This window comes from Mesorhizobium sp. B2-5-3 (genome assembly GCF_006441005.1).
Classification (GTDB): domain Bacteria; phylum Pseudomonadota; class Alphaproteobacteria; order Rhizobiales; family Rhizobiaceae; genus Mesorhizobium.
Window position 1 is genome coordinate 169676 of record NZ_VFUS01000009.1, and the last position, 25324, is coordinate 194999.

Here is a 25324-nt window from a genome sequence, read left to right on the forward strand (position 1 = left end):
AGCCCAGAACCCTTTTCAGCCGGCGCAACAGACCATCCGTTTCGGAAGATGGCTTTTCCTGTGCGGGGCTGTCTCTTGTCTAGGCCGCGAACGGATGCTTGACGTTGTCGCGCTGAGCGGTGGCTTCGGCGGCGGTCGGGGTTCCTGCGATAGCGCGCTGGATGGCCTCCTTTGTCGCCTCGTAGTTGTATTTCTGGATCTTGGCGTCGTCGGCCGCGTCCCAATGGATGAATACGCCAACGCAAATGAACACGTCGTCCGCTTCGTTTGCCGGAATTGTCCCGTCCGCGACGCTGTCCTGCACTGCCTTTGCAACGGCGTGCTGCGCCGGGCCGAACATCTGTACAGCCTGCTTGGCGCCCTTGATCGTGACCTTGTTGAACATCACCGTATTGGGCTTGCATTGAAGATTGGGCGCGATCACCGCCAAAAGCGAGGTAAAACCGTCCTTGTTGTTGGTGAGCGCGTTGCAAAATGCCGTTTCGACTGCGCTCCCTCGCGGCCCGATGAGCAGGTCGACATGCGCGACTTCGTTGCCGTCCCCGACCAGCGATTCACCGACCATTACCTTCGAGATTTTTGCCATGCCAATTTCCTCCAAGACACAATTATGATGTCCACGGACGCTGCAACCGAGCAGGCGCTCGATGGACAGCTATCCTTGTTGGCAGCGCCCGGATTGCCCGGACCGGTTGGCTAGATAGCCGCGGAAGCACAGCTCCCGCTTTTGGAAGTCAAGCACCAACGCCGCGATTATGCAAGCGAGTGCCTAGAGTGTGGACTAAAAGAGTAGCCACGGTCAGATCGGCCGAGGTGCCGGGGTTGACTCTGTCCGCCTTCAGCCGGCGGTCGAACTCCATGAGCAGGCGAATGCGTGACGGCTCGTCGCCGTTGGCATGGAGCGCCGCCTGAACGGCAAGAGCGCCTTGTCGTGCCTGATTTGCGACTTCAATTCCGTGATTGCGCACCACGTGACTGTCGGGGAAGCCTGCGAGAAACGCCATATAGGCGAACACGGTCGGCCACATGCCGCTTTCTCCGCGGGCTAGCGCCCCTACCAGCGCGGCCAGCCCTACCCCGAACACGTCGCCGAAACAGGTGTCATACTGGCGGGCGATCATATCGCGGTCGGCAGCCTCCCGCATTGCTTCCAAGAGATGAACCTTCGGCTCCTGCCGCACATCATTCGCGGCATCTCCCAGGCCGCCTGGCGCTGCCATGGCGATCGCCTCGAACACTGCCCTGGTATCGTCCATGCTCAACGCGCGCAGCAGCGAGTCGAGATTGTCCTGCAAGCTGCCACTCCTCATTTCGGCGGCGCCTATCAGAGGCCCCGCCAGGAGGACGATGCCGAGATTGGTGTTGGTTGCTACCGCCAGGCGTGTCGCACGCACCGCCTCCAGCATGCGCTGCCCGACCGAGAGGCGAGGATCGGTCAGCGGCTCGGACGAAACCTCGGCACTCATCATGAACTGGGCGGCGGACATGCCGTGTCCGTCGGCGAACAGGTGGACGTTGCCCGGCTTCAGAGCTTCGATCTCCATCCGGCAGGCATCCTTGTAGCTAGCCCGGAGGCGTTCACGCGATAACGCCATCCTGCCGCTCCGTTACGAATTCGCCGGCGCGGTGAAACGGAAGGGCCGCGGCGCGGCGGTCGCTTCGGTGCGGTCGGCCAGGAATTTCAGCAGGGCATCGGCGATCGCTTCGGCGATGTTCACAGCGACCACCGATTGCAGTCCTGACCAGGCGGGCATGCTGTTCACCTCGAGTACGAACAAGCTGCCATCGTCGGCTCGCACGATGTCCACGCCGGCGAAATCCGCGCCGACGGCGGCTGACGCGGCGACAGCCAGCGATGCCAGCTCAGCCTTGCCAGGTCCCGAAACCGGCTCCGGCACGCCACCCCGGTTGACGTTCGTGATCCAGTCGTCGCTGCTGCGGCTCATCATCGCGACTGTTTCGCCGGCGCAGACAAAAACGCGGAAATCCCGGAAGGGCGGGCCGGCGCGCGACACATAATGCTGGAGATAGTAGACGCTGTTCACCTCGTCTGCGGCGGGAAGGTCGGAGAGCGTACGGATCAGCCTTATCCCGCGGCCTTGCGCCCCGAACAATGGTTTCAGCACCAGCGGTCCCTCCCGAAGCTCCTGCGCCGCGATCTCCTTGGCGGCGGCAAGTCCTTCGACGGCGAATGTCGGTGGCGTTGGCAGGCCAGCATTTTTCAAGAGGAAAGTCGTCATCGACTTGTCGACGCAGCGTTCGACCGCCTGCGCCGAATTCCACACGGGAACCGACAGCCGGCTCAGCGCGTGCAGTACCCCGAGGCGCCGGGTGATCGCTTCGAACGATCCTGCGGCGATCGAACGGACGAGCACGGCATCGGGCAGCGCACCGCCGAAACCGGGGATCGAAAGTCCGCCCGGGCTGCCGGTGTCGAACGCGATCGCCGCCAGCGGCACGGTTGCAACAATAGCGCCCCGTCGACCAAGCCTTGCCGCGAGGCCACTTGAGCCGGTGTCCGAATTGTCGCTGACGATCAGGATGCGAGGGATCATGTGGTGCCTCGGATGTGGCGGATGACGGACGGGTCTCTTTGTGCCGCCATGCTAACCGAGGCTCCGTTCGAGCATCTTTGGATCACGCCGGCCAGCGCGAAACGTGTCGCCGGTTTCGATCGCCGTCACGATCACTTCGGCCGGGCTGAACAACAGTGGATCGATGGCATAGAAATCCCCCTTGAACCGCTTGAAGATCTCGGCAAAGGGTTGACCGTAGTCCCGTGAGGCGCGGCTCGGAAGTTTCTCCGCGAGGTTGCTGGCCTCTTTTGCCGACCCTTTTACGAAGAGCTGGACGCTGCCGCCATAGATGATGGCATCGTTCGTTCTGCCCATGGCGGTCAGGAAATCCGGGTGGGGGGCGGGGATTGGCGCCGCTCCGATGCCGTCGACAACGTTCTCCAGCGGAAATTTGAGATCGTTGGCCTTGTGCAGGGCAACCTCGAGCGCGCGCGCAACGATCTGCAGGCTGCCGGCAAGGCTTTGCGTCGGCGCGTAGAGGAAGGTGAGCTTGTCGGTTGCCAGTCCGGTTGCCTTGCTCACTTTCTCGACGATTGCTGGGGGAGGCGGTTTGGCAGTCTCCAGGATAAGCACGGCGGACGATGCGGTGTCTCGATAGGAAAGCGCGTCGAACAGGGGTTCGACGCGGGCGAGTGCCCGCGCCGGTCCCGATCCCATGGCGAAATAGTCCTGGGCAGACAGGTTCCAGCCCGCATATTGACTGCCTAGGCAGGCTAGTACCGGCTGCGACGAGCGCACCTCGACGGTGAACGGCCATTTCCGCTCCGTGCGGTCCATAAACACCGACACGCTGCCGAGACCGCCCATCGCCGCCTCCGCCATGCGCAGCCCGGCCTCGACGCTGCCGGGCGCCTTGGCGCCGACATCGATAAGGAGCTCGCCCAAGGTTCCCTTGGAAGCGGCGATCCGCAGCCGTTCGGCGTCGCTGATCATGCCGTCAGCGATGCGCTGTGCATTGTCGTTCAGGAATGCCGAACCGTCTTTCATGTCCGGTCTCCTTCCCATTGGAGTTGCAACCGGCGGGCTTGCCCCTTGATGAGCCGCCTGGTCAAATCGGCGTTCGGACCGCGCGCGAAGACGGTGCAGACGGGGTCGCCGGCAATCAGAGGGGTGCCGGGCGACTGATGGTCAGCGGTCCATTCGGGCCACGCAATCGACGGAAACCGCGCGATTGGCGTCGCGGCGTAGGTCACCATTGAAGCCATCGAATCGACGAAGCGTGGCAAACGGTAAGTTCCGCCGGTTGCAGCTCGCAGATGTGCTTCGATCAGCGGCGCGTCGGCCTCGTCAAAAATGTCCAGCGTGGCGCCTGGCCGCGGATTGATCTCGATGAGCTTGTAGCCATCCGATCCGCGAATGAGATCGGCGCTGCACAATCCAACCAGGCCGGCACGGCGCGTCAGGGCTGAAAGCCAGCCGCCGATGACCGCCGCCTGCCTGCGGTCGAAGCGTCTCAGCCGCACGGCCCCGCCATAGCGGTAGGGCGCCGTGGAGACGGGGGAAGTCCATTGTTGGCTGAAGCCGACGATGCGCGCGGCCTGGCCGTCGCCGACGAACAGGGCCGAGATGCTGCGTCCGGCGACGAAACGCTGGAAATAGCGGCCGGTGGTCTGGCTTTCTCCGGCCGCCTGTCTGATATGCCCACCCCCGGCGCCGCCCACGGTCTTGGCCACCCAGCTGTCTGGCTCAGGCGGTCGATCCCACCGGAATTCCGGATGTGGGATGCCGAGTTCGGCACAATCCGCGGCCAGCAATTGCGGGTCCTTGATCCTGCTGATCGCCGCGCCGCGATTGCCGGCAAGCGGAAAATGGCGAGCGACGGCGTCGACAGTCTCCGTCATCCGCTCAAAACCCGAGCCCAGGACGACGGCGACCGGCTGGTCTTCGCCGACCAGGTCCCGAAGCGTCTCGATGATGCGCTCGCCGTCGATGCCGTCCTGTAGGTTGCCCGGCAGCTTGGTCGTTCGTTCTGCCAGCGCAATCGTATCGGTATCGCAGAAGAAATCAGCGACCAACGGACGATAGCCCGCACGCCGCGCAGCCATGGCCAATGCCCGGCCTGAAATCGCCGCGATCAGCAGAGATCTGGCGCTATTTGGCAATCTCGCGTGCAAGGGAAAACGCTTCCTGGAAATCGAGCGCGATCGTTTTTTCGGATTCGATCATTCTTTTGAAAAGGCCAGACTCGACCTTATATTTGACGTTGCCGATGGCAAGCGGGCCAATCCCGACGACCTTTGCCGCTTCTAGCGGGTCGCCATTGGCATTGGCGGCCAATCCTTCGATGCCTGCGGGCGGGACCGCGTTGACGTCGGCGGCGATAAGCAAGCCGCTTCCTCTCAACTGGGCCTTTGAAACCACCTGGACGCCGGCTTTCGCACAAGCCAATATGACCTCACTTGCTTCGACCAGATCGGCTTTCCGGGCATCGCTCGATCCGTCAGCCGCATCGACACCGATCTTGAATCGGCTTTTGATCTCGGCAGCGATCTGCTTCACCCTTTCGATGCCGTCATGGCCGACAAGCGTGACGCGGGCGCCCTCCCTTGCCGCGATGACGGCGGTGCAGAAGCCAACCACGCCGGTGGCGCCGAAAACAGCCACCCTCGTGTCCTTCAGCCCGCGCTCGAATTTCTTCTCCAACGCCTTTTCGACCTTGGCCACCATCGCCGCGGCCGTGGTGAACGAGCCGGCGGGGTCGGCAAATACCGAAACCTGGAAAGGCGGCACCATCGCCTTCTTCGCGGCATCGAACATGTCGAGCGCCAACGAAGCATCCTTCCCGGCGATAAAGATGCCGGTATCGACACCCGCATCCGGCGGGCGCGAAAAGATCGCGTCCTGAACCAGGCCTGTCACCTCACCAAGGTCGACATCGACATAGGGGACCACGCTGTCGAAGCCAGCGTCGAGCGCCATGTTCACGTCGAACGGGCTCATGTGCTTCAACGGCGTCAGCATATGCAGGATATGTTTGCGGGCCATTTCTCGCCTTTCTGCTTGGAATCTGAAGCGTCAGCTGCCGACGAGACCGAGTCCGGTCGAACTGATCTTCGCGCCGGAGTTCCTGCCTTTGACGATCTTGATCTGAAGGCCGTCTTCAACGGCTGTCTTCTGAACCGCGCCGACGAATTTGAGCGCGGCGTCATGCGACGGCGCGAAGGCAAACCCTGTGGGTCCCCAGGAACTCTGGCCGATCCCGACGGCGCCCGCTTTATTGAGACGGTGAGCGACCATCTCGACCCGCTTTGAGGTGAACACACCGCCCTGCGCCGGAGCGAAATGGCTGCCGATCAGCATCTGTATCGCGGTGACGGCAGCGCCGAATGCCGCAAGATCGCGCTCGACCAAGGCCGGCATGATACCCATCAGTACCCTCCGGCAGATCTCGCCGCTGCCCGCCGTCGGGAAGGGTGGCAGTGAACGGAACGCCGCGACCTCTGCCTCGCCATGCAGTCCATGCCCGGCATGGTCGAGGATGAGGATGACGCGCCATTCTTCGGGAAACGGCAGCCGCGCCACGACCGGAGGCGGTCCGCCACGCTCGTCCTTGCCCGCGTCGACAATCACGCCGCCGTCTTCGAAACTTGCGATGCCGATTCCAGATCGGCCGCCTCGTTCGAGCAGGGTCGCGTCGCCGGCGACATCGAGAGGCAGGTTGTGGAGCGTTCGCAGTGCCGAGGCGACGGCAAGGGCGATCTGCGTGCCGGACCCAAGGCCGGCGTGACTCGGGATCGACTGTTCGATCACCAAATGGTGCTGGCCGCGAATGCCGAGATGCCTGCGGAGCGTCGACAAGTGCTCACCGGCGCGAACGCTCTCGGAACCTTCGACTATGGTCTCGCCGGACCGCGACAGGGTGACAACGGTTTCGGGTTCACTCAACGGAAGCCCAACGCTGCCAAAGCGACGTCCGGCATCGCCATTGAGATCGAGGAAGCCAAGGTGAAGGCGAGCGGGCACTCGTACGGTAACAAAATTCGACATCTGCCCCCCGATGGGTGCATCATGGATGCATCATGGAAGTTTAGGTGCCCGCCACGATGATAACTGTTTTCGTCGAGGGAGCAAGCCAAAGAGAGTGCATTCATGTTTCTGCTTTGGCCTGTCGTGTTGACGGACCGAGCAATTCGGGGAGGTCGAGATGAGCGAAACGGTCAAGGAGAAGGTCTATTCGGACGCCGAGATTGCCGACCGGCTTGAGAAGGAGTTGCCGAAATGGCGCTACGAAAACGGCTGGATACGGCGCAAATACAAGACCCACAGCTGGAAGTCGACGCTGATGGTCATCAACACGGTTGGCCATCTCGCCGAGGCGGCGTGGCACCATCCCGATATCACCGCTTCCTATGCCTGGGTCGAGGTACGCCTGATGAACCACGCGGCGAAGGGTATCACCGACAAGGACTTCGAGTTGGCGAGAAAGATCGAGGACGTTGTCCAGTGGCAGCCGGCCAAGGAAGGCGGAGCGCTGGAGGGAACTCCGGCGACCGATCAACGCTTCGCTTACATCAAATATGATTAAGCGCGGTCGGAGTTTGTTGATAGCGTATGAAAACATTCGTTAATCTGCTGGCAAGCGGGGTTCACGGCCAATCCAGTTTCGTCTAGGATCGGGCCGGCACCAGAAAGTAGTGTAGCGAATGGCGGTTGCTTGGATAGGCAACCGGGAAGCGCTGGTCGAGCGCGCGGCTGCGCATGCCGCGTCGCTGTTATCGTCAAGCCGGTGCCCGGTTTTCAGCTTTGATACGGACATACACGGCACGAGGGCGGCGATCGCGCTGGCCGAGCGGCTTGGCGCGGCATACGATCACACCGACGGCGCAGCACTTGCCCGAGAGACCATGCTTTTTACCGACAGGGGCGCGATGACCGTCGCCCCTGGGGAGACGCGCCGGCGTGCCGATATCGTGGTGATCGTGGGCGAACTCGCACAAACCCATCATGATCTTGTTACCGAACTCGCTGGCACGGTTCCCGATCTCTCGACCAGGCCCGATCTCTCGACCGGGATTGAGCGCGAGTTCTTCCTGGTGGGATCGAACGGGGTGTCCGCGCCGCCGTTGAAAAACGGGCGCAAGGCAACGCTCCTTTCCTGTGGCCAGGCTAGCCTCGGCGCCACGCTGGCGGCGCTGAGGGCGCAGTACAAGGGGCGGCAAACATCGCGACCGGTGTCGAACTTCAACGATTTCGCCAAGGCTCTGGCGGCTGCGCACTTTCCCGTGTTCCTGTTTTCAGGCCACGCCACCGATGGGTTGGCGTTGGAGATGCTGCAGGGGCTGATCGCCGATCTCAATCGCAAATCACGTGCATCTGGTCTTCATCTGCCCGCGAGCGAAAACGGGTGGGGAAGCGTGCTCGCCTCGACCTGGATGACAGGTTTTCCATTGCGCACGGGCTTTGCGCGGGGCTTCCCGGAATTCGATCCCTGGCGTTACGATGTGGCGCGCATGATCGCCGCCGGCGAAGCCGACCTGCACCTGCGGATCTCCGCCACGGTTGCCCAACTCCCGAGAAAAAGAGGACGCATGGCACTGATTGCGCTGGCTAAAACGGAAGAGCCGGTCACAGGCGCCGCGGTCACCATCGCCATTGGCGAAGCTGGGGTCGATCACGATGCGGTTGTCTATTCCAGCCGTACCGGCTCGCTGAAGTCGACTGATACCCGCGCTGCTTCGAAATTGCCCTCCGCCGCGACGATCATTCGCCTAGTCGCCAGTCGGGTTTTCGCCGAGGCATTGCCATGCTGACGAAAATCGCCAACGGCGACATCGTCGACCCCGTCAACAGCCGCCTCGGCAAGGGCGACCTGTGGATCAAGGACGGCAAGATCGTCGCGGCGCCGGCTGACGGGGTGGCCGACCGGACCATCGAAGCTGCCGGCTGCATCGTGATGGCGGGCGCCATCGACATCCACTCCCACATTGGCGGCGGTAACGTGAATACCGCGCGGCTTCTCTTGCCCGAACAGCATGCCGCCCATCAGGCCCGACCGGCGACCACGCCGCTCTCCAATGCCGGCTGGTCGACCTTCCAGACCGGCTGTCTCTACGCCAAGATGGGCTTCACGACGGTCGTCGAACCGGCGATGTCGCCGGGATCTGCACTCCACACCCATCTCGAGCTGGCCGACATCCCGATCATCGACAAGGCGACGCTCGCCATTCTCGGCAACGACGACTTCCTGCTGTCAATGATCCGTGACGCCGCCACACCTCAAATGATCGAGGACTATGTCGCCTGGACGGTCGCCTCGACGCGAGCGCTCGGGGTCAAGGTGATCAACGCCGGTGCAGCGGCCGCCTTCAAGGAAAACGCACGCACGTTCGCGCTGGACGATGTGGTGCCTTCCTACGGCGTCAGCTCGCGCAACATCGTCAAGACGCTGCAGGCCGCCGTCGACAATCTTGGCCTGCCGCATCCTTTGCATGTCCATTGCAACAATCTGGGCATTCCCGGATCTGCGGACACGGCGGCCGCGACGATTGCGGCGGCGGATGGGCAGCCGCTGCACCTTGCCCACCTCCAGTTCTATGGCTATGGCACGGAAGGAAAGCGAAGATTTTCCTCCGCTGCCGCGCGGCTTGCCGAACTGGTCAACACGACGCCGGAAGTCACCATCGATATCGGTCAGGTGATGTTCGGTCAGACGGTCACGGTCTCCTCCGACGTCATGCGGCAGTTCTCGGCGCGGGGCAACGCGCATCCGAAAAAGACCGTCATTCATGACGGGGATGGCAATGGCGGCGGCATCGTGCCCTACAGCTATGGCAAGGACTTTTATGGCACGATGCAGTGGGCGATCGGGCTCGAGCTTTTTCTCCTGATCGACGATCCCTGGCGTGTGTTCTTCACCACCGATCACCCCAACGGTGCACCCTTTACCGCTTATCCGGCTCTGTTCGAGCTGCTGATGAGGCGGGAAGCACGCACCGAAATGGCCGCTGGACTTTCACGATCCGCCTTAGCGCACTCTACCTTGTCCGCAATCGATCGCGAATACACGTTCGAGGAAATAGCCATCATGACGCGCGCAGCGCCGGCCAGGCTGCTTGGGTTGACGGATCGAGGCCATCTCGGCGCCGGCGCGATAGCCGATATTGCTGTCTATCGCAGGAACGAAAGTATCGCGAAAATGCTCGGACAGGCGGCATATGTTTTCAAGGATGGCGATCTCGTCGTGCAGGACGGGGAGATCATCCATTACCGCTGGGGCAAGGCCCTCAGGCTTAATCCACCTGTGGACAAGGCGATGGTGCGGCGTCTGGAGGACTATCACCAGCAGCGCTACGGCCTGTCCTTAGATTGGTTCAATTTCCCGGATTCCGCGATTGCGCGTGAACAGCCATTCGGCGAGGTGCCATGCCGAACGTGAGCGTAAATGGCGTAACGATCGACGATACTTTTGCCGAAGCCTTTGGGATGCGGGCAACCGCCATCATCATCACCGCGCCGAACCGGAAATGGGCACGGCAGGCGGCGATCACGATGACCGGCTTCGCCACCTCGGTAATCGGTTGCGGCTGCGAAGCGGCAATCGATGCCGACCTGCCGCCGTCAGCCACCCCGGATGGCCGGCCCGGCTGCCGCGTGATGATCTTCGCGATGGGAACCGATGAATTGCAGAAGCAACTGCTCAATCGCGTCGGGCAGTGTGTTTTGACTTCGCCGGGCTCCGCTTGCTTTGCCGGGCTGGAGGGCAGCGCCAAGCTCAAGCTCGGTTCGGCACTGCGTTATTTCGGCGATGGCTGGCAAATCTCCAAGAAGATCGGCGACAGGCATTTCTGGCGCATTCCCGTCATGGATGGTGAATTCCTCTGCGAGGCGACAACCGGACTGACGAAGGAAGCCGTCGGCGGCGGCAATTTCTTTGTCATGGCCGAAAGCAGCGCCAACGCATTGGTCGCGGCCGAGGCCGCGGTCGCCGCGATCGGAATGGTGCCCGGTGCCATCGTGCCGTTCCCGGGCGGCATCGCCCGTTCGGGTTCCAAGATAGGTGGCAAATACAAGGGCATGATCGCCTCGGCCAACGAAGGCTACGCGCCGACACTGCGCGGTGTGGTTGCGAGTGAGCTCGGCCCCGACATCAACGCCGTCCTGGAAATCGTCATTGATGGTGAGACCAATGATGCCGTTGCCGCGGCGATGAAGGCCGGCATCAAGGCCGTCCTCCAGCTCGGACCGAAGAAAGGCGCGGTTCGCATCGGCGCCGGCAATTACGGCGGCAAGCTCGGTAAGTTCATCTATTCGCTGAAGGATATGTTGCCATGAAGGCGCTGACCTTCACTCTTGTTGCCGAACCGCCTGAGCGCCTCGACCTGTCGCCGCTGACGCCGGAGCGGCTTGCTGGGAGCGAAAGACGGGATATCGAAAAAATCCGAATCGGCATGTCGAAGCACGGATCGAAGGTGGGCGACATTTTTCGCCTCGCCGGCAGCGATCCGCTAAGCATCGTGTTCGAAGGAGGAAGCGCGCGCCTCGACCGGGTGGCGCAAGGCATGGGAGGTGGATCGGTTCGCGTGATCGGCAATACTGGCGCGCAGGCCGGGCGCGCCATGCGCGGCGGCAAGCTGACGATCGAAGGCAATGCGGGGCCGCACGCCGGCTCTGGCATGCGCGGCGGCAGGCTGGAGATAACAGGCAATGTCGGCGATCACCTTGGTGCGCCGCTCGTCGGCGAACTGGCCGGCATGAATGGCGGCGTGCTGATCGTCAGGGGCAGGGCGGGCGCCTTCGCCGCGGACCGCATGCGGCGCGGTCTGATCTCTGTGCTGAAAGGCTCGGGCGACTATGCCGGCAGCCGCATGATCGCAGGCACGCTGGTGGTAGCCGGGGGCATCGGTGAAATGCCCGGCTACCTGATGCGCCGCGGTTCGATCCTTCTCGATCGCGCGCCAGGACATCTGTCACCGAGCTTCGTCGAGTGTGGCGCGCCGGAGAGCGTTTTCGCCACCGTCATCGATCGTCATCTGATCGCCGAAGGCATTTTGAAACGGCCGCTGCTGGGGAGCGCACCACATAAATATGGCGGCGACAACGCGGTGCTTGGAATGGGCGAGGTTCTCTTTCCGCGCCGATGAGGTTTCCGGCAACGAGATCGATCAAGTGCTTGTGCCTGTCGAGCGGCCCTGCTCGCTGAGCTTTAGGAATGTGTCCAAACGTCGATTTGCCGCCAGTTATTGGCTTCGCCAAGGTTAAAGCGGCCTACTGGAGACCTGTAGGGCGCGTTTCGGCGGATGCGCGGGCGGATAATTGCGCTTCCGCTGAGCGAAACATGTCCTCGAATCCAAGCTCGGTTTCAAACACGGTGCTTCCCAGGCTGATCGCCAGAACGTCCTCGGTCCCCTTGGGCGCGAAATAGACCCGCGCGACGCTTGCCCGAATGCGCTCGCCAATTTCCGCGGCCTCCGCTTCGGTCGTACCTGGAAGAAAGACTCCGAACATCGATGTTCCTATGCGACCTACCATATCCTCCTTGCGGACCGAAGACTGAATGGCCGATGCGACGAGCCGCAAGGCCTCATCGCCCCAATCTGGGCCGAAGCGAAGATTTATGGAGCGAAGGTGTTCGGCATGAATCACCAGGAAGGCGCCCGAGCGCGGCCCTGGCGCTGACGGCCTGGCCGCGCGCCGCTCGACCATCGAGGTGAAAACCGGGCCGTTCAGGCAGCCTGTCACCCTGTCATAGGTCTCGGCCCTGTTGAGCTCCCGCCGGTAGCCGCGGATCTGGGCCTGCTTCAAGCCGATCAATACGAAAAGCGGCAGACCGATGATCAGAGGCAGCAGCACCGCAGTGACCATGCTGCGCCCGAACGGCGTCAAGACATCGCTGAACAACAGCAGATAATTGAAGCCCACGGAGAGGGCAAGGCTGCCAACGGTCCCCAGGAAGGCGAGCCACGCGACACCCTTCCATACCGGCTCGGTGGCGGTCGTTTCGGCTTGTGCCATTACCAATCTCCTGTCAGATCGGCGAGCATAGCGCCGGCATGCGCAATTTCAGTTGCGGCAAACCATACAATTTGATCGATGTGCGAATCGTGAATCGATTTCGCCTATCGCGGCGGGCCGAAAACTCCCACCTCCGCGTCCTCGGCGACTGCTTGCGCCTTGCCATAGATGCCGGTGGGCAGCGCGATCGCCCAGCCGTTGGACACAAGCCAGGCGCCGACATCCTGCTTGCCAAGACTACACGGCGCGGCAATGGCAAAACGTTCGATCTCCGGCGGCATGAAGCACTTCAGCGCGCGCCCACGCAGCCAGGAGTTGAAGGCGGCGCGTGCGCGCTGGCCGCAGGACCAAGCGACATCGTGAAACGAGCAGGTGGCTTCCGGTTCTATGCTGGCCACACCACTGACGGCCACTTTGCGTCCCATGGATTCGAAAGTCGCCGATGACGTTGCCATTGGCCGGAAGAGCAGGGTTTCGCGCCAGTCATCTGGCATGGGCGTTTTAGGGGGCACGGCGAGGCCGAGGTCGCCGAGCGGCGGCCGGGCTTCGATCCGCTCGATCTCGGGCAGGTCAATCGACGGCAGCGCGACAATGCCCTCGGCAACCCTGCGCGCTTCTCGCCATTTTCCGTCGAGAACAGTCGTCTGCGACCGGGCTGGTTGCCCGGCATTCTCGACACGAGTCCCAAGGGCAGGCCTGTCGGTCGCAAGCAAGGCTCCGGCATGCATGATCAGGGCAATCCCGAACAGCAGCTCGAGGCCTCCGACCGTAATGACCAGCCGGGCCAGCACAGCGTTCGTTACCGGACGGTCAGAACCCCGAGGTCGATTTGGCAACCAGTTTGAGCGCACCCTTTTCTATCCGATAGAATGGCATCGATCTTTGGCTGGATCCATCGGCGCGAAAGCGGAACAGGCCGGTCGATCCGCGAAATCCACTCGGATTTTCGAGCACCTGTTTGCTGAAACCGTCAGGTCCGACCGCGCTGGCAATTCCTGCAGTCAGCGCAACCATATCATAAGCGTAGGCTACGTTGACGTCGGCGGGATAATTGTATGTCGTCCTGAAGCGATCGGCGATCGGCCCGGTTTCGCCCGGATCGAGCGTTGCGATATAGGCTCCCTCGAACGATGGTTCCATGGGATGCTCCAGCCAACGGCTGGTTCCAACGACGGAGGTCGCCTTGCCCGCAATGCCCTTTGATTTGAGGGCGGCAAGGATAGGCGAGGGGCTGGCATCGCCGCTGGCAATGATGACAGCGTCGGGAGTGTCCACGAGCGAGGCCATTTCGTCGACCGCCTTGGCGGCGCCGTCGCCGGCCGAATATGGAACGGTGACGGCGAGCGTCGCGCCATAGATGCTGAGACTGTTGGCGACCCGCTTCTCGACCGTGCTGGCGTTCGAGCCACCCGCGACAAACAGTACGAATTTTTTTCCGCCTTTCGCGGCGATGCCCGCGGCGCCCGCCGCCGCACTGTCCGCTTCGCTGAGGCGCACGGCATAAACACCGGCGCCGCCCGCGAAATTGTCGGCAAGCGCCAGCACGGGCGGCCGCTTCGATCCCGACAATGTGGCGATATGCTGGGCTGCCGGCAGTTCGGTCGGCCCGATGACGACTTTCGTGCCGGTCGTCAGGGCTTGCAGCGCCAATTTGCCGGCCTGTGCGTTGTCGCCCTTGGTGTCCTCCACGGTCAGCGTAAGCAATCCATTGCCGATATCAGTCATCGCGAGCTTGGCGCCATCCAGCATCTTGCGGCCATTTTGCCCCGCCGATCCCGGGGCGGATAATGGCAGCAGCATGGTAATTTTCGTCGAACCGGTACCCAGCGACTGGGTTGCCTCGACCGGGCCGGCGGCCGCGGCGCCGTCCTGCCCGGCAGGCGCGGCAATCGCCGCCGGATCGAGCGCTTCGGTAACGCCCCCCTTCGACTGGCAGCCCGACAATACCGCGTCGAGCGCGAAGGCGGTTGCCCAAATCTTCAGCCCACGGACCCGTCGGCCAGCTTCCATGATTGTCCCACCCTGTTCACCGCCGGTTTATTATCCCGGTCTGGTCTCCGACGCATGTTACGGCGAACTGGTCGTGCCGTCCTGTTTTTCTTCAACCGCCGAAGAGCCGAGCCCTCAGCGCCCCGATCCGTCGCGCTTGCCCTGAGAAGGTATCGCGGTCCGACGAAACGCGGAAACGCCGAACGTCGCCAACGGCACGGTCGGCTGATAGCTCACGAACGCCTTGAATGTCTGTCGCATACCACACTGCGGTTGCGTCACAATGGATCGGCTGCGCCGAGCCGGACGACGGAGGTTGTGCCATGGGAGGCTGCTCCAGCCGGTCGGCGCAAGCCAGCGTGACGACTTGGCCAATGCCGGCCAGGGCGATCGTTGCGGCGATCGCCTTCAGGAGTTGATCCGTCCGCTGCCATGGTGGCCAACAGGCGCAGGTTACCTATCCGGTCAGTGCATGTACTCGACCATGCGATCGTGGAAACACTCGCATTTGTTGAGCGTGTCTTCGTCCTTGTAGTTCGTCTTCAGATAGCCGTAAGCCATGCCGCAGGCGACCTTGGCTTCCGAGGCCCAGACGAAAACCGGCCGGGACGAATTGATCCATTCCGAGCTGTTTGCGACGGCGACCGACTCGTCCATCAGCTTCACCACCTGATCCCTGAGATCGACGATGTTGTCGTTCAGCACCAGGTTGGAGGTGCCGACGACACCGCAATAATCGCCCGTGGGTCCTTCGATGATGTCGGCGGCATTGAGGCCCGTCGACAAGATCGACAGCAGACCGGCCCCAAAAGCCACCCGCAAGATTCTGTTCATGTTGCTCACCCCGTTCCTTTTGCCCCTTAGGCCACGTCCTGCTTGGTACCATGGCTGTCGTCATAGAGTATTTTGACTGCTTCGGCCGCACTGTGGAACGTATAGTTCTCCAGCACCGCCACCGTGTGATAGTTGTCGCCGCCGCCATTGGTGTCGACCTTGACCTCGGCGTTCGCCGCGTTGGCCGAGGACTGCGCGATCTCCACGAAGCCGCCGGCCTCGAGATCGGTGACGCCGGCCAGGCCCTTCAGCAGTGCCGTAAGATCGATCTGGTCGCCCTTGGCCCCGTCATGGAAGTCGGCGATCAGGTCGGTCACCTCGAGAGAGCCGATGGCGAAGGTCTTCATGCCGTCGGAGGCGACGGTCGGCTGTGCGGGGGCACCGAGCGAGGTGTCGAGTTCGACCTCGACATAGTTGCCGGTGGTGCCGTCGGCCATCTGGAACGTGCCGTTGCCTGTCACGGTCTGCCCGTCGATTTCGCCCACGGCCGGACTGGCCGCCGTGCTGATGGAGACGATACCGTTATCCGCGAGGTGCGACAATTCCCCGGCATCGCTGGCGCCGTTGGTATTGGCGTCCTTCCAGATCAGCAGGCTGCTGAAGGCCGCGTCATTGTGATCGATGACGCCGTCATGATTGCCGTCGAGCGAGGCCAGTGCCGCCGCCCCGCTGGCGAACTTGCCGCCGCCGAAGCTCGGCGTGAACAGCTCGGTGCCGTCGTCGATCTTGCCGTCATGGTTGAGATCGACCGCCAGCATGCCATCATTCGAGGTGTTCCAGGCGATTTGGTCCTTGGCGCCGTCGCCATTGATGTCGAACTGGACACCGTGGCTGAGGTCGGAGAAGGCGAAGCCGTTGTGGTTCAGGTCGAGGATGATGGGGTCTATGTGACCGTTGCCAATCAATGTCCCCAGATTGGAGATGCCGCCCGGTACATTTTGCAAATCGATGAGAATGTCATTGGCGGAGTTCGGATTATTTCCAACTTGCTCGTAGACGAAGGTGTGGCTGACACTGCCGTAAGTCGCGGTGAAGGCGACCGTCACGCCAGCATTACCCAGATCATTGTTGTGCAGATATTGGACAACAGCGGCGACGTTCGCCGCCGACCCAAGCGTCACTGCCGTGTTGGATGCGTTGTAGAGCGTGATGATGCCATTCGTAATGCTATGCTGGCTGATCAGGCTATTGCCGATGGTCAGGCTAGAATTTGTTCCATCGACATGGGCGGGAATCCCGACATTGGCGGCGGCAAAGGGTGTCCCAGCCAGCGTAAGCTTGTCGGTCGTAGGATTGAAATCGGTGATAACGTCAAAGCCGGTTATTGTACCGGCGTTGCCGCTGCCACCGGTCGTCCCCGGCGAGTCGCCGCTCGCAATTACAAACGTATCGACACCGCCCCCGCCCATCATAGTGTCGGTGCCTGTTCCTCCGGTCAGGGTATCTGCCCCTGCGCCCCCGACAAGAATGTCGTTGCCACCGCCTCCGTTGATAGTTTCACCACTCGCGCTGGTGGCGATCAGGATGTCGGCGTTTGCGGTGCCGTCCAAGCTTCCGCTTGTATCACGCGAAACAGTTACGGTTGCTGTATCCGTCACACTTCCGTCCGACAGCGTGTAGGTAAATGATCCACCCGCTTGGCCATTGTTGCCAGCGTCGGTAAAAGTCACATTGGATGCGTCCGAAGCAACGGTCCCACTGGTTGCCCCGGAGGCGGCGGTCAAAGTCAAGCTGTTTCCATCTGGGTCGCTGTCGTTGAGCAGCAAAGCCCAATTTGGAATTGTGACAGTCTCGTTTGTCGTCGCGCTGATGATGATTGAGTCATTGACCCCAATCGGGGCGTCGTTCACCGGCGTAACGGTGAAATCGAACGCCGAGTTGACCGGTGTGCTACTGTCCTCGTTGCCATCCTCGACATTGATCTGGAAGCTCGCCGCTGTCGTCTCCGAACCATTGTGGGTGAACGTCACCTGACCGGCCTGCAACTGTGTGCCCGTGAAAGTGTTCTGCGTCACGCCGTTGACCTGGATGATGCCGTTGGTAAGCGAGGATGCCGTGAATGTCACACCCGCTGCAGCGTCGTCAGGATCGGTGAAGTTCAGGTCGGCAGCGGTGATGACGTAAGTGCCGCCTTCTGCCACAGTCGCAGCATGGTCGCCAGTCTGCGTCGGAGCGTCGTTCACCGCCACGACATGGATCGTCGAGACCGCGGTGTTGGAAGTCGACGTTCCGTCGTTGACCGTGACCTGCACAGTCCTGTCAACTGTCGCCGGGGCGTTCGAGGTGTTGTGGAAGGCGATGGCTTCGATCGCCGTTTCATAGTCGGCTTTCGTCGCATTGCCGGTAAGCGTGATGGTGACCTGCGAGCCATTGTCGGCAACGCTATAGCCGATGCCGTTCACCGTGCCGATGTCGCCGCCTGATACCGGCGTCCCGGCGATGACAAACTCGTCGCTGGCCTGCTTGTTGGTCAGCACTATCGTGGCCGAGGCCATGTCGGCGCTGTCTGCATCGGCGATCAGCGAATTGACGGTGGCGATAGCCGCCGCCGGACCGCCTTCGGTGAAAGTAGCGGTGCTGCCGGTGGCGGTCTCGACGCTGGAGTAGGCAATGTTGACGTTGTCGATGTAGAAATTGTCGCCATTATCCCAGTTGCCTTCGGCGCGGAAGCGAATCTGTGAACTGGCGCTGATCTCGGCCGCGGTCAGTTCGGCGGAGAAGCTGCCTGTGCCGTTGCTGGTCGTGGAACCCAGCGTGCCAAGGATTTGCCAGCTGCTACCATTCCACGCCTCGACAACGATGTTCTGGCCCGTCCCCAAGCCGTCGTCTTCATAATTAAATGTCAGCGTCGCTGCAGTTGCGCCTGCCAGATTGACTGCCCTGGCGATGATTTCGCCACCGTCGATGCCATTGTTGAACTGCAGGCGGTCTCCGGCGATCTGGATATCACCGCTATTAGCGTTGGTTGTTTCGCCACCGCTTTCCGTCCAGCCACCATTCCAGCCGGAGCCGCCGCTATAGCCGCTCGTCGAGAAATCGTCTGCAGCGCTGCCGCTAAGCGGAGCATGATTGTCCAGATCGATACGCGGCGGCTCCGGAATGTTCCGAACCGTTACCTGCAGATCCGCTCCGGCCGTGTCGCCGTCGCCATCCACCAGCACATAGTGGAATGTCTCGATCTTGTCCGCATTGACGTTCACCGGTGCGGTGTAGTCGTAGTCACCCGCATGATGGATACCCTCGTCGGCGAAATAGAATGTCAGCTTGCCGCCGGCGCTCGTGCTCACCTCGATCGACTTGCCGTCGTTTGCAAGCAGATGCGCGCCGGGTAATGCGCCGGAAAGGCTGATGGCGTTCGTTCCATTGAACGTATAGGTCGTACCGTCGATCGCAATCGACTGGATGTGGCCGCCGTCAGCGCCAAACGCATCGATGCCAAGGCCATGATCGGCAAGAATGCTGCCCGAGGCGGACGATGGCAGCGCACCCGCCAGCGTCGATGAGAGCTCGGTCGGATCCGTCACCGCTTCGGCAATATCGCCTGGGCGCGAGGCGATCTGCGCCAGGAAATTTGTATTGGCGATATCGCTGAAGCCAAGCGCGAAGACCTGGTTCACTTGGCTGCTGGCGAGGAAATTACTCCAGCTGCTCTGCTCGTTCGCATCCAGGCTCGCTCCCGATTGCGGGTCGCCGTCGCTCAGGAAGTAGATGTTGGTGGCGTCGGCCGTGGGATGCGGCAAATTCGCGTAGCGATCGGCACTACTGCTTCTGCCGTCGATCAGGTTGGCGGCGGAGTCATATTGCGTGCCAGCCGAGAGGCTATTCGAATTGAACCCGTTTACAGTGTTGATGGCACTCTGGATGTAGTTGCTTTCACCGATCGTGTACTGGCCGACGAGCTCGGCTCCTACTCCGAAAGAATAGATCGTGATCTGGTTGAAGATCACTGTCGAACTGCTCAGGAAATTCTGGACCGCCGCCTGCATGAGTGCAAGCCGGGTAGTGAAACCGCCCGCGCCATCCGGATCGCTGTTCATGCTGAGCGAAAGATCGAGCACGAGGATCGCATTGAGCGTCGGCTTGCTGCCTTCGTCTACTTGCACGGTGTCCGGCTTCGCCACCGGCATATCGTCGTCGATCTTGATGCCGACCGTGCCGTTGGCGTGGTCGCCATTGGAGTCGGTGATGGTGTACCCAAGCGAAAGATTGATGTCGTTCTCGCCGCCGCCTTGCGGGTGATCGACCTCCTGCAGCAGCGTGAAGTTATAGGTCGCCGCTGTCTGGTTGACCTCGATCTTGAAGGCGGCGTGGTTGGCTGCGGCCGTCGCGCCGGACGTATCGGTCGTGCCGTACAAGGTGTGTGAGGCCGTGTCGTAGTAGTAGTGGAGCGCGACACCGTCATGCTTCACTGTGAAAGCGCCGTCCATGACGGTGTCGCCATTGGCAACGTCGAAGCTGAGCGAGCCATGCCCGTCCGGTCCATAGCTGCCGAGCGATATGTCCGCGGGGTTCGAAGTCGTATCGTCGCCCGTGCTATTGGTGTTGTGGACGCCCGCGGCAAGATCGTCCTCGTCGACCACGATGCTTGACGAGGTGGCGGTCGGCTGACCGGTGCTGTCGAGCCCGACGGTCAGCGTCGCGGTCGAGGTGTCGCCGTCGCCGTCCTTCAGCGTGTAGGTGAACACGTCGCTGCCGGCCAGGCCGGAGACACGGGTATAGACGTAGCTGCCGTCCTCCTGCAGAGCCAGCGTGCCAAATTGGCCGCTGACGACGAAGCCGCCGCCAGCCACATCGGTGTCCGATCCACCAGAGCCAGCGGCGCCGCTGATCCTGGCGCCGTCGGCACCCAGGGTGTCGATACCGGTGCCGTGCAGACCTTCGTTGGTGCCGGTGCCGTCTGTCACATTGCCGAGGATCGAGCTGCCTATGATGCCCGTGCCGAAGGAATCGGTGTCATTGTGGGCCGTTGGGCCATCATCGCGTATCGCGATGTCGAGCGAAGAGGTGGTGCTGCTGCCGTCGGTGTCTGTAACGACAACACCGTAGTTCGCAAACACCTGATCCTCGAGGCCACGGTCACCGGGCGCCGCATCCGCCGTTGTATTCGGATGAGTGACATTGTCGAGCAACGTGAACTTGTAGGCCACCGTGCCGCCGGTCGCGTCTCCGACAAAGCTTGTCACCTGGAGCAATCCGTAGGCCGGGCCGCCCAAGATGGTCACCGGCGCTCCGGGCGAGGCGGCCTGTAACTCCGCCAAGGTCAGCGCTGTGGTCCCGATCGTCAGCGTGACCAGGCCGTCGGGCGATGTGAAACCGAAGGCGCCGGTGTTGCTTTCCGACGGATCGACATTGGTAGCCGGATTGTTGTCGTTTTCGCCAGATCCCGCAGGTTCGCCGCTACGGATATCCAGGCCCTTTTCATCGACGAACGTATCCCCGCCCGAAGCTTGCAGCGTCAGACCGGTAAGCGTCGTCAAGTAGTTGACGTCGACAGTGGTCGAGCCCGCCGTGACCAGATGCTCGTATTCGCTGCCGCCCGACTGCACCGACGCGATCGAATTGGAAATATTCGCCTGGTTGGTGATCTGGGCGTCCGTGTAGGTGTGGGTCACGGATCCTGTCGTAGCGCCGGTGGCGACTGTCACTGTCTCGCCATTGGCCAGCGTGAAGGTCAGTGGTGCGGTCGGTGCGACCGAACCAGGAGTACCGGTCAGCGTCACCGTGTAGAGGATCGAGCCGCCATTTTCCGAGACCGGGATTGTTGAGGACGTGAGCGTCGCGGTCACCGTGTTGGTAGTGTCGGTGACCTGCGCCGTCGCCGTTGCGGCGCCGACCACGAGATGCTCGAAATTGCCACCGCTGGTGTTGATGATGGTCGCGGTCCGGCTCGACGCGTCGAGATAGACGTCGTCGTCATTGCCTGAGGCAATCGTCAGCGTGCCGGTGGTCTGGCCGTTCGCGATCGTGATGTCGCCCTGGTTGGTTGTGATCGTGGTCACGCCCTGGGAGGCGTTCGACAGTGTTGCCGTGAAGACGTAGTTGGCCACCGCTCCTTCCGACACCGTCGAGGCGCTAAGGTTGACCGTCGTGTCGTTGGTGGTGTCGTTGATCGCAAAGCCGAAGTTGGCGGTCGACGTATCGCCGTCGCCATCCTTTACGGTGAAGGTGCCGGTTGCGGTGCCTCCAGTAAGATAGACGTCGTCGCCTTGCGCCGTGAATGTGTAGCTGCCATTCGCCATGACCGCCATCGTGCCGTGCTCGAAGGCGATTGGCTGTGAGTAGCCATCGGCGCCGAACACCAGGGTCTTGCCGTTGATCTGCGTCACCGTCGCACCATCGGCGCCGGCGACGAAGTCCAGCACGCCGGTGACCGTTGTGCCCTCGGCGACGTTTTGCGAGGCACTCACACTTGCCGTCGGCGTGTCGTCATCGACATCGATCGACAGCGTGCCGGTGGCCGTGTCGTGGTCGCCGTCGGTGACGGTGTAGTTGACGCCGAACTGCAGATTGTTCTCGTCGTCGCCGGCAGGGTGCTCGATCGCATGAAGCTGCGTGACCGTGTAGGCGCCGGATGTGGTGTCGGCCAGATGCACCTTCAGCACGTCGACGACGACGCTGTTCTGCACCTGGCTGATGATCAGGTCGGTTCCTGAGTTCGAGGTCACCGAAAACCCGCCCGCAACCGGCAGCGTCGCGCCGGTGAGCAGCGTCGTACCGGCGCCGTCGGCGCCATAGCTGTGACCGAGCGTACCGGATGTGTGGGCTGTGTCGGGAGTGACATCGCCGGTGCCATCGGGATTGCCGCCCAGCGCGTCGTCATCGAGTTGGACCTGTGCATTCATCGCTGCGGCCGGCACGTCGTCCGCGACATTGACCGTAAAGCTCTGGGTGACGGAGTCGCCGTCGCCGTCGACGGCCTTGATGGTGAAGCCGAGCGGCAGCGAGGCGTCGCTGCCGCCGGTGTGGTCGTGGTCAAGCGGCTGCCAGAGGGTGAAGACAAAGGTCGGGGTGCCCACGCCGTTCAGGGTCACCATGAAGACGGGATTGGATACGGTGTCGCCTTGCTTGAAGGCGACGAGTTCCTCATCGACGCCATTGGCGGCAAGACGGACTGTGTACTCCAGCGAAACGCCGCCCGAGGTCAGCTCTTCGGGCGCCATGAGAGTGTTGCCGGGACCGCGCGCGAATTCGAGATGGCTCGATCCCTTGTCGTCCGCATTCCAGTCGATGTTGAGATCGCCGGATGTCGGCTGTACCAGGGGCAGCAGGCTCTCCGACACATTGCCCGTACCCGCAGGGCTGGTGACGACCGGAATGTCGTCGGTGACATGCACGATGAAGGCGGACGACGTGCTGTCGCCATCCGAATCCGTCGCGTTGAAGCCGAAGGACAGGGCCTTGCCATTGTGGTCGGCTCCAGCCGGATGGTCGATATTGTCTTGCAGGTTGAACGAATAGTTGCCGTTCGTCTGATCGTTGATCGACACGGTGAAGATGGTGCGGATGACCGAGTTGTGCGTGGCGGTCGCCGTCAGCACGGTGTCGTTGCTGGACAGAGTGTAGGTGATGGCATCGCCATTGGACGTCAGGCCAGCCTGGACGCCGGCCAACGCCGGATTGAAGGCAACCGAGCGGTCGTGAATGCCGCTGTTGGGATTGGCGTCGTCGGCTCCCCACGAGATTCCCAGCGAGCCGGTCGCGGAGGCCGCGTTGAATGCGTTTGTGGAACCCGCTGCGGTGCTTTCCGCCACGGTGGTCTCCGCCGCAACGATCACTGGCCTGTCATTTTCGACCACAATGTTCAACGTGCCGGCCAGGTTGACGCTGTCGCCGTCGAAGTCGGTCGCCTTGAAGAGCGAGCCGATGTCGATCGCCATCGTTCCGCTGTCGCCGGAATTGAGGCTATGGTCGAGGTGATCGAGCAGCGTCAGCGTAAAGGTGCCGTTGTTGTTATCCGCAATCGTGAACACGGTGCGACCGTCCGCCGCGACGCCATCGACGGCATCGACACCCACAACGAAATGAACCGCCGATCCCCCCGACGACACGCCCGCCTGAGTTCCATTCTTTTCGACGTTGAAGGAGAAAGTCGCGTCGTCATCAGCGCCGATGGAAAGCAGTGGGACGAAGGCTGATGCCCCAAAAGTAACCGAGGTTGGCTGGCTGCCGCCTTCCGAATTTCCGCTCGACAGGCCGGTCAGCGTGTCTTCGTAGACGGTCGGAAGAGTGGCGCTGCCGTTCAGCGCCACCGGAATGTCGTCCTCGATGCCGATGGTGAAGACGCCGCCGCTGGTGGTGGTGGTCGACGTATAGAGGAAATTTTCGGCGCGAATCTTGTCGCCGCTGTCGAGATCGAAGCGGATCACCAGATGGTCGAAAGTGCCCGCCGGGTCGATCGTGACGACGGAGCCGTCGGCCGGCACGGTCGTCGTTCCTGTCTGGAAACCGGAGCTGCCGGAAACCGGCACGCCGGCGCCATTGTAGGCTTCCCAGGAAATCGTGCCCGAACCGTTGCCGTTGATGGTGAAGCTCACCGCGTCGGTGCCGGGCCGCGAGAAGATGAAGCCCTCATCGTCATGGATATGATTGTCGCCGATGCCGACGCCCTGACCCGAAACGTTGAAGGAATCGCCGCCGGCGCCGTTGTTGAAATCGTGCGCGGAACCGGGATTCTCTTTGAACGTCAGTCCATCGAACGTAACCCCGCCTACGGTGTAGGTGTCGTAGTGGCCCGGATGCAGGCTCAGGCCTGTCGTGGCTGTCGTGGTCGTCGTCTCGCCTGTGATCGCGATCGTGTCGCCGTCGGCGTCGGTGAACTGGAGCGCATGTGTGAAGTCGAGCACCAGCTTCTGGTTGTCATCGTTGGCGGGCGAATTCGGCAGGTGGTCGATCTGGTCCAGCAAGGTGAAGGTGTAGGTGCCGTTCGGCTGGACATCGAGGGTGAAGACTTTGCGGTCGCCCGCATCGAGGCCGGGTGTTCCGCTCTCGACATAGCCGGTCAGCACCGTGCCGTCGACGTGGTAGACGATCGCCTCGCCCTTCGACGTCGCCGCCGGCAAGCCAGCAGGGTTCTGGATGAGCGAGAAGGAACCGGGTTCGTCCGCCCCGGCGGAGACCAGCGAGCTCAGCGAACCGGTCGCGACCGTGCCGAGGCCATCTCCATCGGGATTGCCGACGGAATGACCATTCGAGTTCGCCAGCAAAAGCGCGTCCTCGCCGACATTGCCGGAGACGGTGGCGCTGGTCTGCACCGGAATGTCGTCGAGGACCTGGATCAGGAAGGTCCCGGCGCCAAGGGAGATGGAGTCGCCGTCACCGTCGGTCGCGACGATATAAGAGGAAAGATCGATCGGGCTCGTCAGCTGGTTTTCACCATTGTCTCCGGCCTGGCCGTCCAGCGCCGGATGATCGATCTGATCCTTGAGCGTGAAGACATAGGAGCCGTCGACTTTCACGGTCAGCCGGAAGATCTCGCGATCACCGTCCGAGAATCCGGCGCCGTTTCCTGCTTCGGCATAACCATGCAAGGTGCTCCCATCGGATACGATGAGCACATGCGCGCCCTGCGACGTAAGGCCGGAATCCGCCGGCACGGCCGTCGAGGCAAGATGAAACGCCTGGGCGCCCGGGCCGTCGGCGCCGAAGTCGACGAGCGCGGTCAGCGCGCCGGCAGCGCCCGTGACGGTCGCGGAAAGGCCGATCGCTCCCGTCTCACCCGGCCTGCCGGCATCTGGGTTGTGCCCGGCAAGCCCGTCTTCGTCGACATTCGCCGTGATCGAGGCGGTTCCGACGGCCTTCGGCCCGTCGTCCTCGAAGACGATGGTCTGTGAGATGTCGGCGCTTTGTGTGACGTGGTCGCCGTCGCCATCGGTCGCGGTGACGGTGACCGAGACCGAGCCGGCGCCGAGCGCGATGCCCTCGTCGTTGCTGCTGGTGTCGGGATGCTGGAGCGAGACGTATTGCGCAACCGCGAC

17 protein-coding genes are annotated in these 25324 nt (G+C 62.2%); 5 read left to right on the forward strand and 12 right to left on the reverse strand.

Going from position 1 to position 25324, the window contains the following annotated elements; translation table 11 throughout:
* Positions 1-79: 79 nt before the first annotated feature.
* From fae to FJ867_RS21840, 7 genes are all read right to left on the reverse strand, one after another.
* Complete coding sequence (gene fae / locus FJ867_RS21810; RefSeq protein ID WP_140498176.1) at positions 80-586, reverse strand: formaldehyde-activating enzyme; 507 nt, start codon at positions 584-586, stop codon at positions 80-82.
* Positions 587-734: 148 nt separating this feature from the next.
* Positions 735-1595: a triphosphoribosyl-dephospho-CoA synthase gene (locus FJ867_RS21815; RefSeq protein ID WP_140818560.1), complete on the reverse strand. Its 861-nt coding sequence runs from the start codon at positions 1593-1595 to the stop codon at positions 735-737.
* Positions 1596-1607: 12 nt separating this feature from the next.
* On the reverse strand, positions 1608-2555 hold the full coding sequence (locus FJ867_RS21820; RefSeq protein ID WP_140515160.1) for a RimK family alpha-L-glutamate ligase: 948 nt from the start codon (positions 2553-2555) through the stop codon (positions 1608-1610).
* Positions 2556-2606: 51 nt separating this feature from the next.
* Positions 2607-3563, reverse strand: a complete 957-nt coding sequence (gene mch / locus FJ867_RS21825; protein ID WP_140515161.1) for a methenyltetrahydromethanopterin cyclohydrolase — start codon at positions 3561-3563, stop codon at positions 2607-2609.
* Complete coding sequence (locus tag FJ867_RS21830) at positions 3560-4621, reverse strand: ATP-grasp domain-containing protein (RefSeq protein ID WP_246675100.1); 1062 nt, start codon at positions 4619-4621, stop codon at positions 3560-3562. Before FJ867_RS21830 ends, mch begins: the two co-directional genes overlap by 4 nt.
* Positions 4622-4667: 46 nt before the next feature.
* Positions 4668-5561 carry an NAD(P)-dependent methylenetetrahydromethanopterin dehydrogenase gene (locus FJ867_RS21835; RefSeq protein WP_140818562.1) on the reverse strand — a complete coding sequence of 298 codons (894 nt, stop codon included), beginning with the start codon at positions 5559-5561 and terminating at the stop codon, positions 4668-4670.
* A 30-nt stretch (positions 5562-5591) separates the two neighbouring features.
* A complete protein-coding gene (locus tag FJ867_RS21840; RefSeq protein WP_140515163.1) occupies positions 5592-6563 on the reverse strand; it encodes a beta-ribofuranosylaminobenzene 5'-phosphate synthase family protein in 972 nt (323 codons plus the stop codon).
* 157 nt (positions 6564-6720) lie between these two features.
* Here FJ867_RS21840 and FJ867_RS21845 point away from each other — a divergent pair, with 157 nt between their 5' ends.
* The 5 genes from FJ867_RS21845 to FJ867_RS21865 all read left to right on the forward strand — a co-directional run bounded on the left by FJ867_RS21845 (position 6721) and on the right by FJ867_RS21865 (position 11656).
* Positions 6721-7101, forward strand: coding sequence for a 4a-hydroxytetrahydrobiopterin dehydratase (locus FJ867_RS21845; RefSeq protein WP_140498164.1), 381 nt, complete (start codon positions 6721-6723; stop codon positions 7099-7101).
* Positions 7102-7219: 118 nt separating this feature from the next.
* Positions 7220-8326, forward strand: coding sequence for a tungsten formylmethanofuran dehydrogenase (locus FJ867_RS21850; protein ID WP_140498161.1), 1107 nt, complete (start codon positions 7220-7222; stop codon positions 8324-8326).
* The gene (locus tag FJ867_RS21855; RefSeq protein WP_140672296.1) at positions 8320-9951 is read left to right on the forward strand and encodes a formylmethanofuran dehydrogenase subunit A; all 1632 of its coding nucleotides are present in this window, start codon (positions 8320-8322) and stop codon (positions 9949-9951) included. The genes FJ867_RS21850 and FJ867_RS21855 overlap by 7 nt, the downstream gene beginning before the upstream one ends.
* Positions 9939-10847: a formylmethanofuran--tetrahydromethanopterin N-formyltransferase gene (gene fhcD / locus FJ867_RS21860; protein ID WP_140560495.1), complete on the forward strand. Its 909-nt coding sequence runs from the start codon at positions 9939-9941 to the stop codon at positions 10845-10847. Before FJ867_RS21855 ends, fhcD begins: the two co-directional genes overlap by 13 nt.
* Positions 10844-11656, forward strand: a complete 813-nt coding sequence (locus FJ867_RS21865; RefSeq protein ID WP_140672298.1) for a formylmethanofuran dehydrogenase subunit C — start codon at positions 10844-10846, stop codon at positions 11654-11656. The genes fhcD and FJ867_RS21865 overlap by 4 nt, the downstream gene beginning before the upstream one ends.
* Before the next feature lie 124 nt (positions 11657-11780).
* Here the strand turns inward: FJ867_RS21865 and FJ867_RS21870 are convergent, their stop codons facing one another.
* From FJ867_RS21870 to FJ867_RS21890, 5 genes are all read right to left on the reverse strand, one after another.
* Positions 11781-12527: a GGDEF domain-containing protein gene (locus FJ867_RS21870; protein ID WP_140672300.1), complete on the reverse strand. Its 747-nt coding sequence runs from the start codon at positions 12525-12527 to the stop codon at positions 11781-11783.
* Positions 12528-12631: 104 nt separating this feature from the next.
* Positions 12632-13318, reverse strand: coding sequence for a thermonuclease family protein (locus FJ867_RS21875; RefSeq protein WP_140672302.1), 687 nt, complete (start codon positions 13316-13318; stop codon positions 12632-12634).
* Between the two features lie 19 nt (positions 13319-13337).
* A complete protein-coding gene (locus FJ867_RS21880) occupies positions 13338-14537 on the reverse strand; it encodes an ABC transporter substrate-binding protein (protein ID WP_140762933.1) in 1200 nt (399 codons plus the stop codon).
* 444 nt (positions 14538-14981) lie between these two features.
* Complete coding sequence (locus FJ867_RS21885; protein WP_140498145.1) at positions 14982-15350, reverse strand: hypothetical protein; 369 nt, start codon at positions 15348-15350, stop codon at positions 14982-14984.
* Positions 15351-15376: 26 nt separating this feature from the next.
* The coding region (locus FJ867_RS21890; RefSeq protein WP_140818564.1) for a DUF5801 repeats-in-toxin domain-containing protein at positions 15377-25324 on the reverse strand (9948 nt) is incomplete at its 5' end.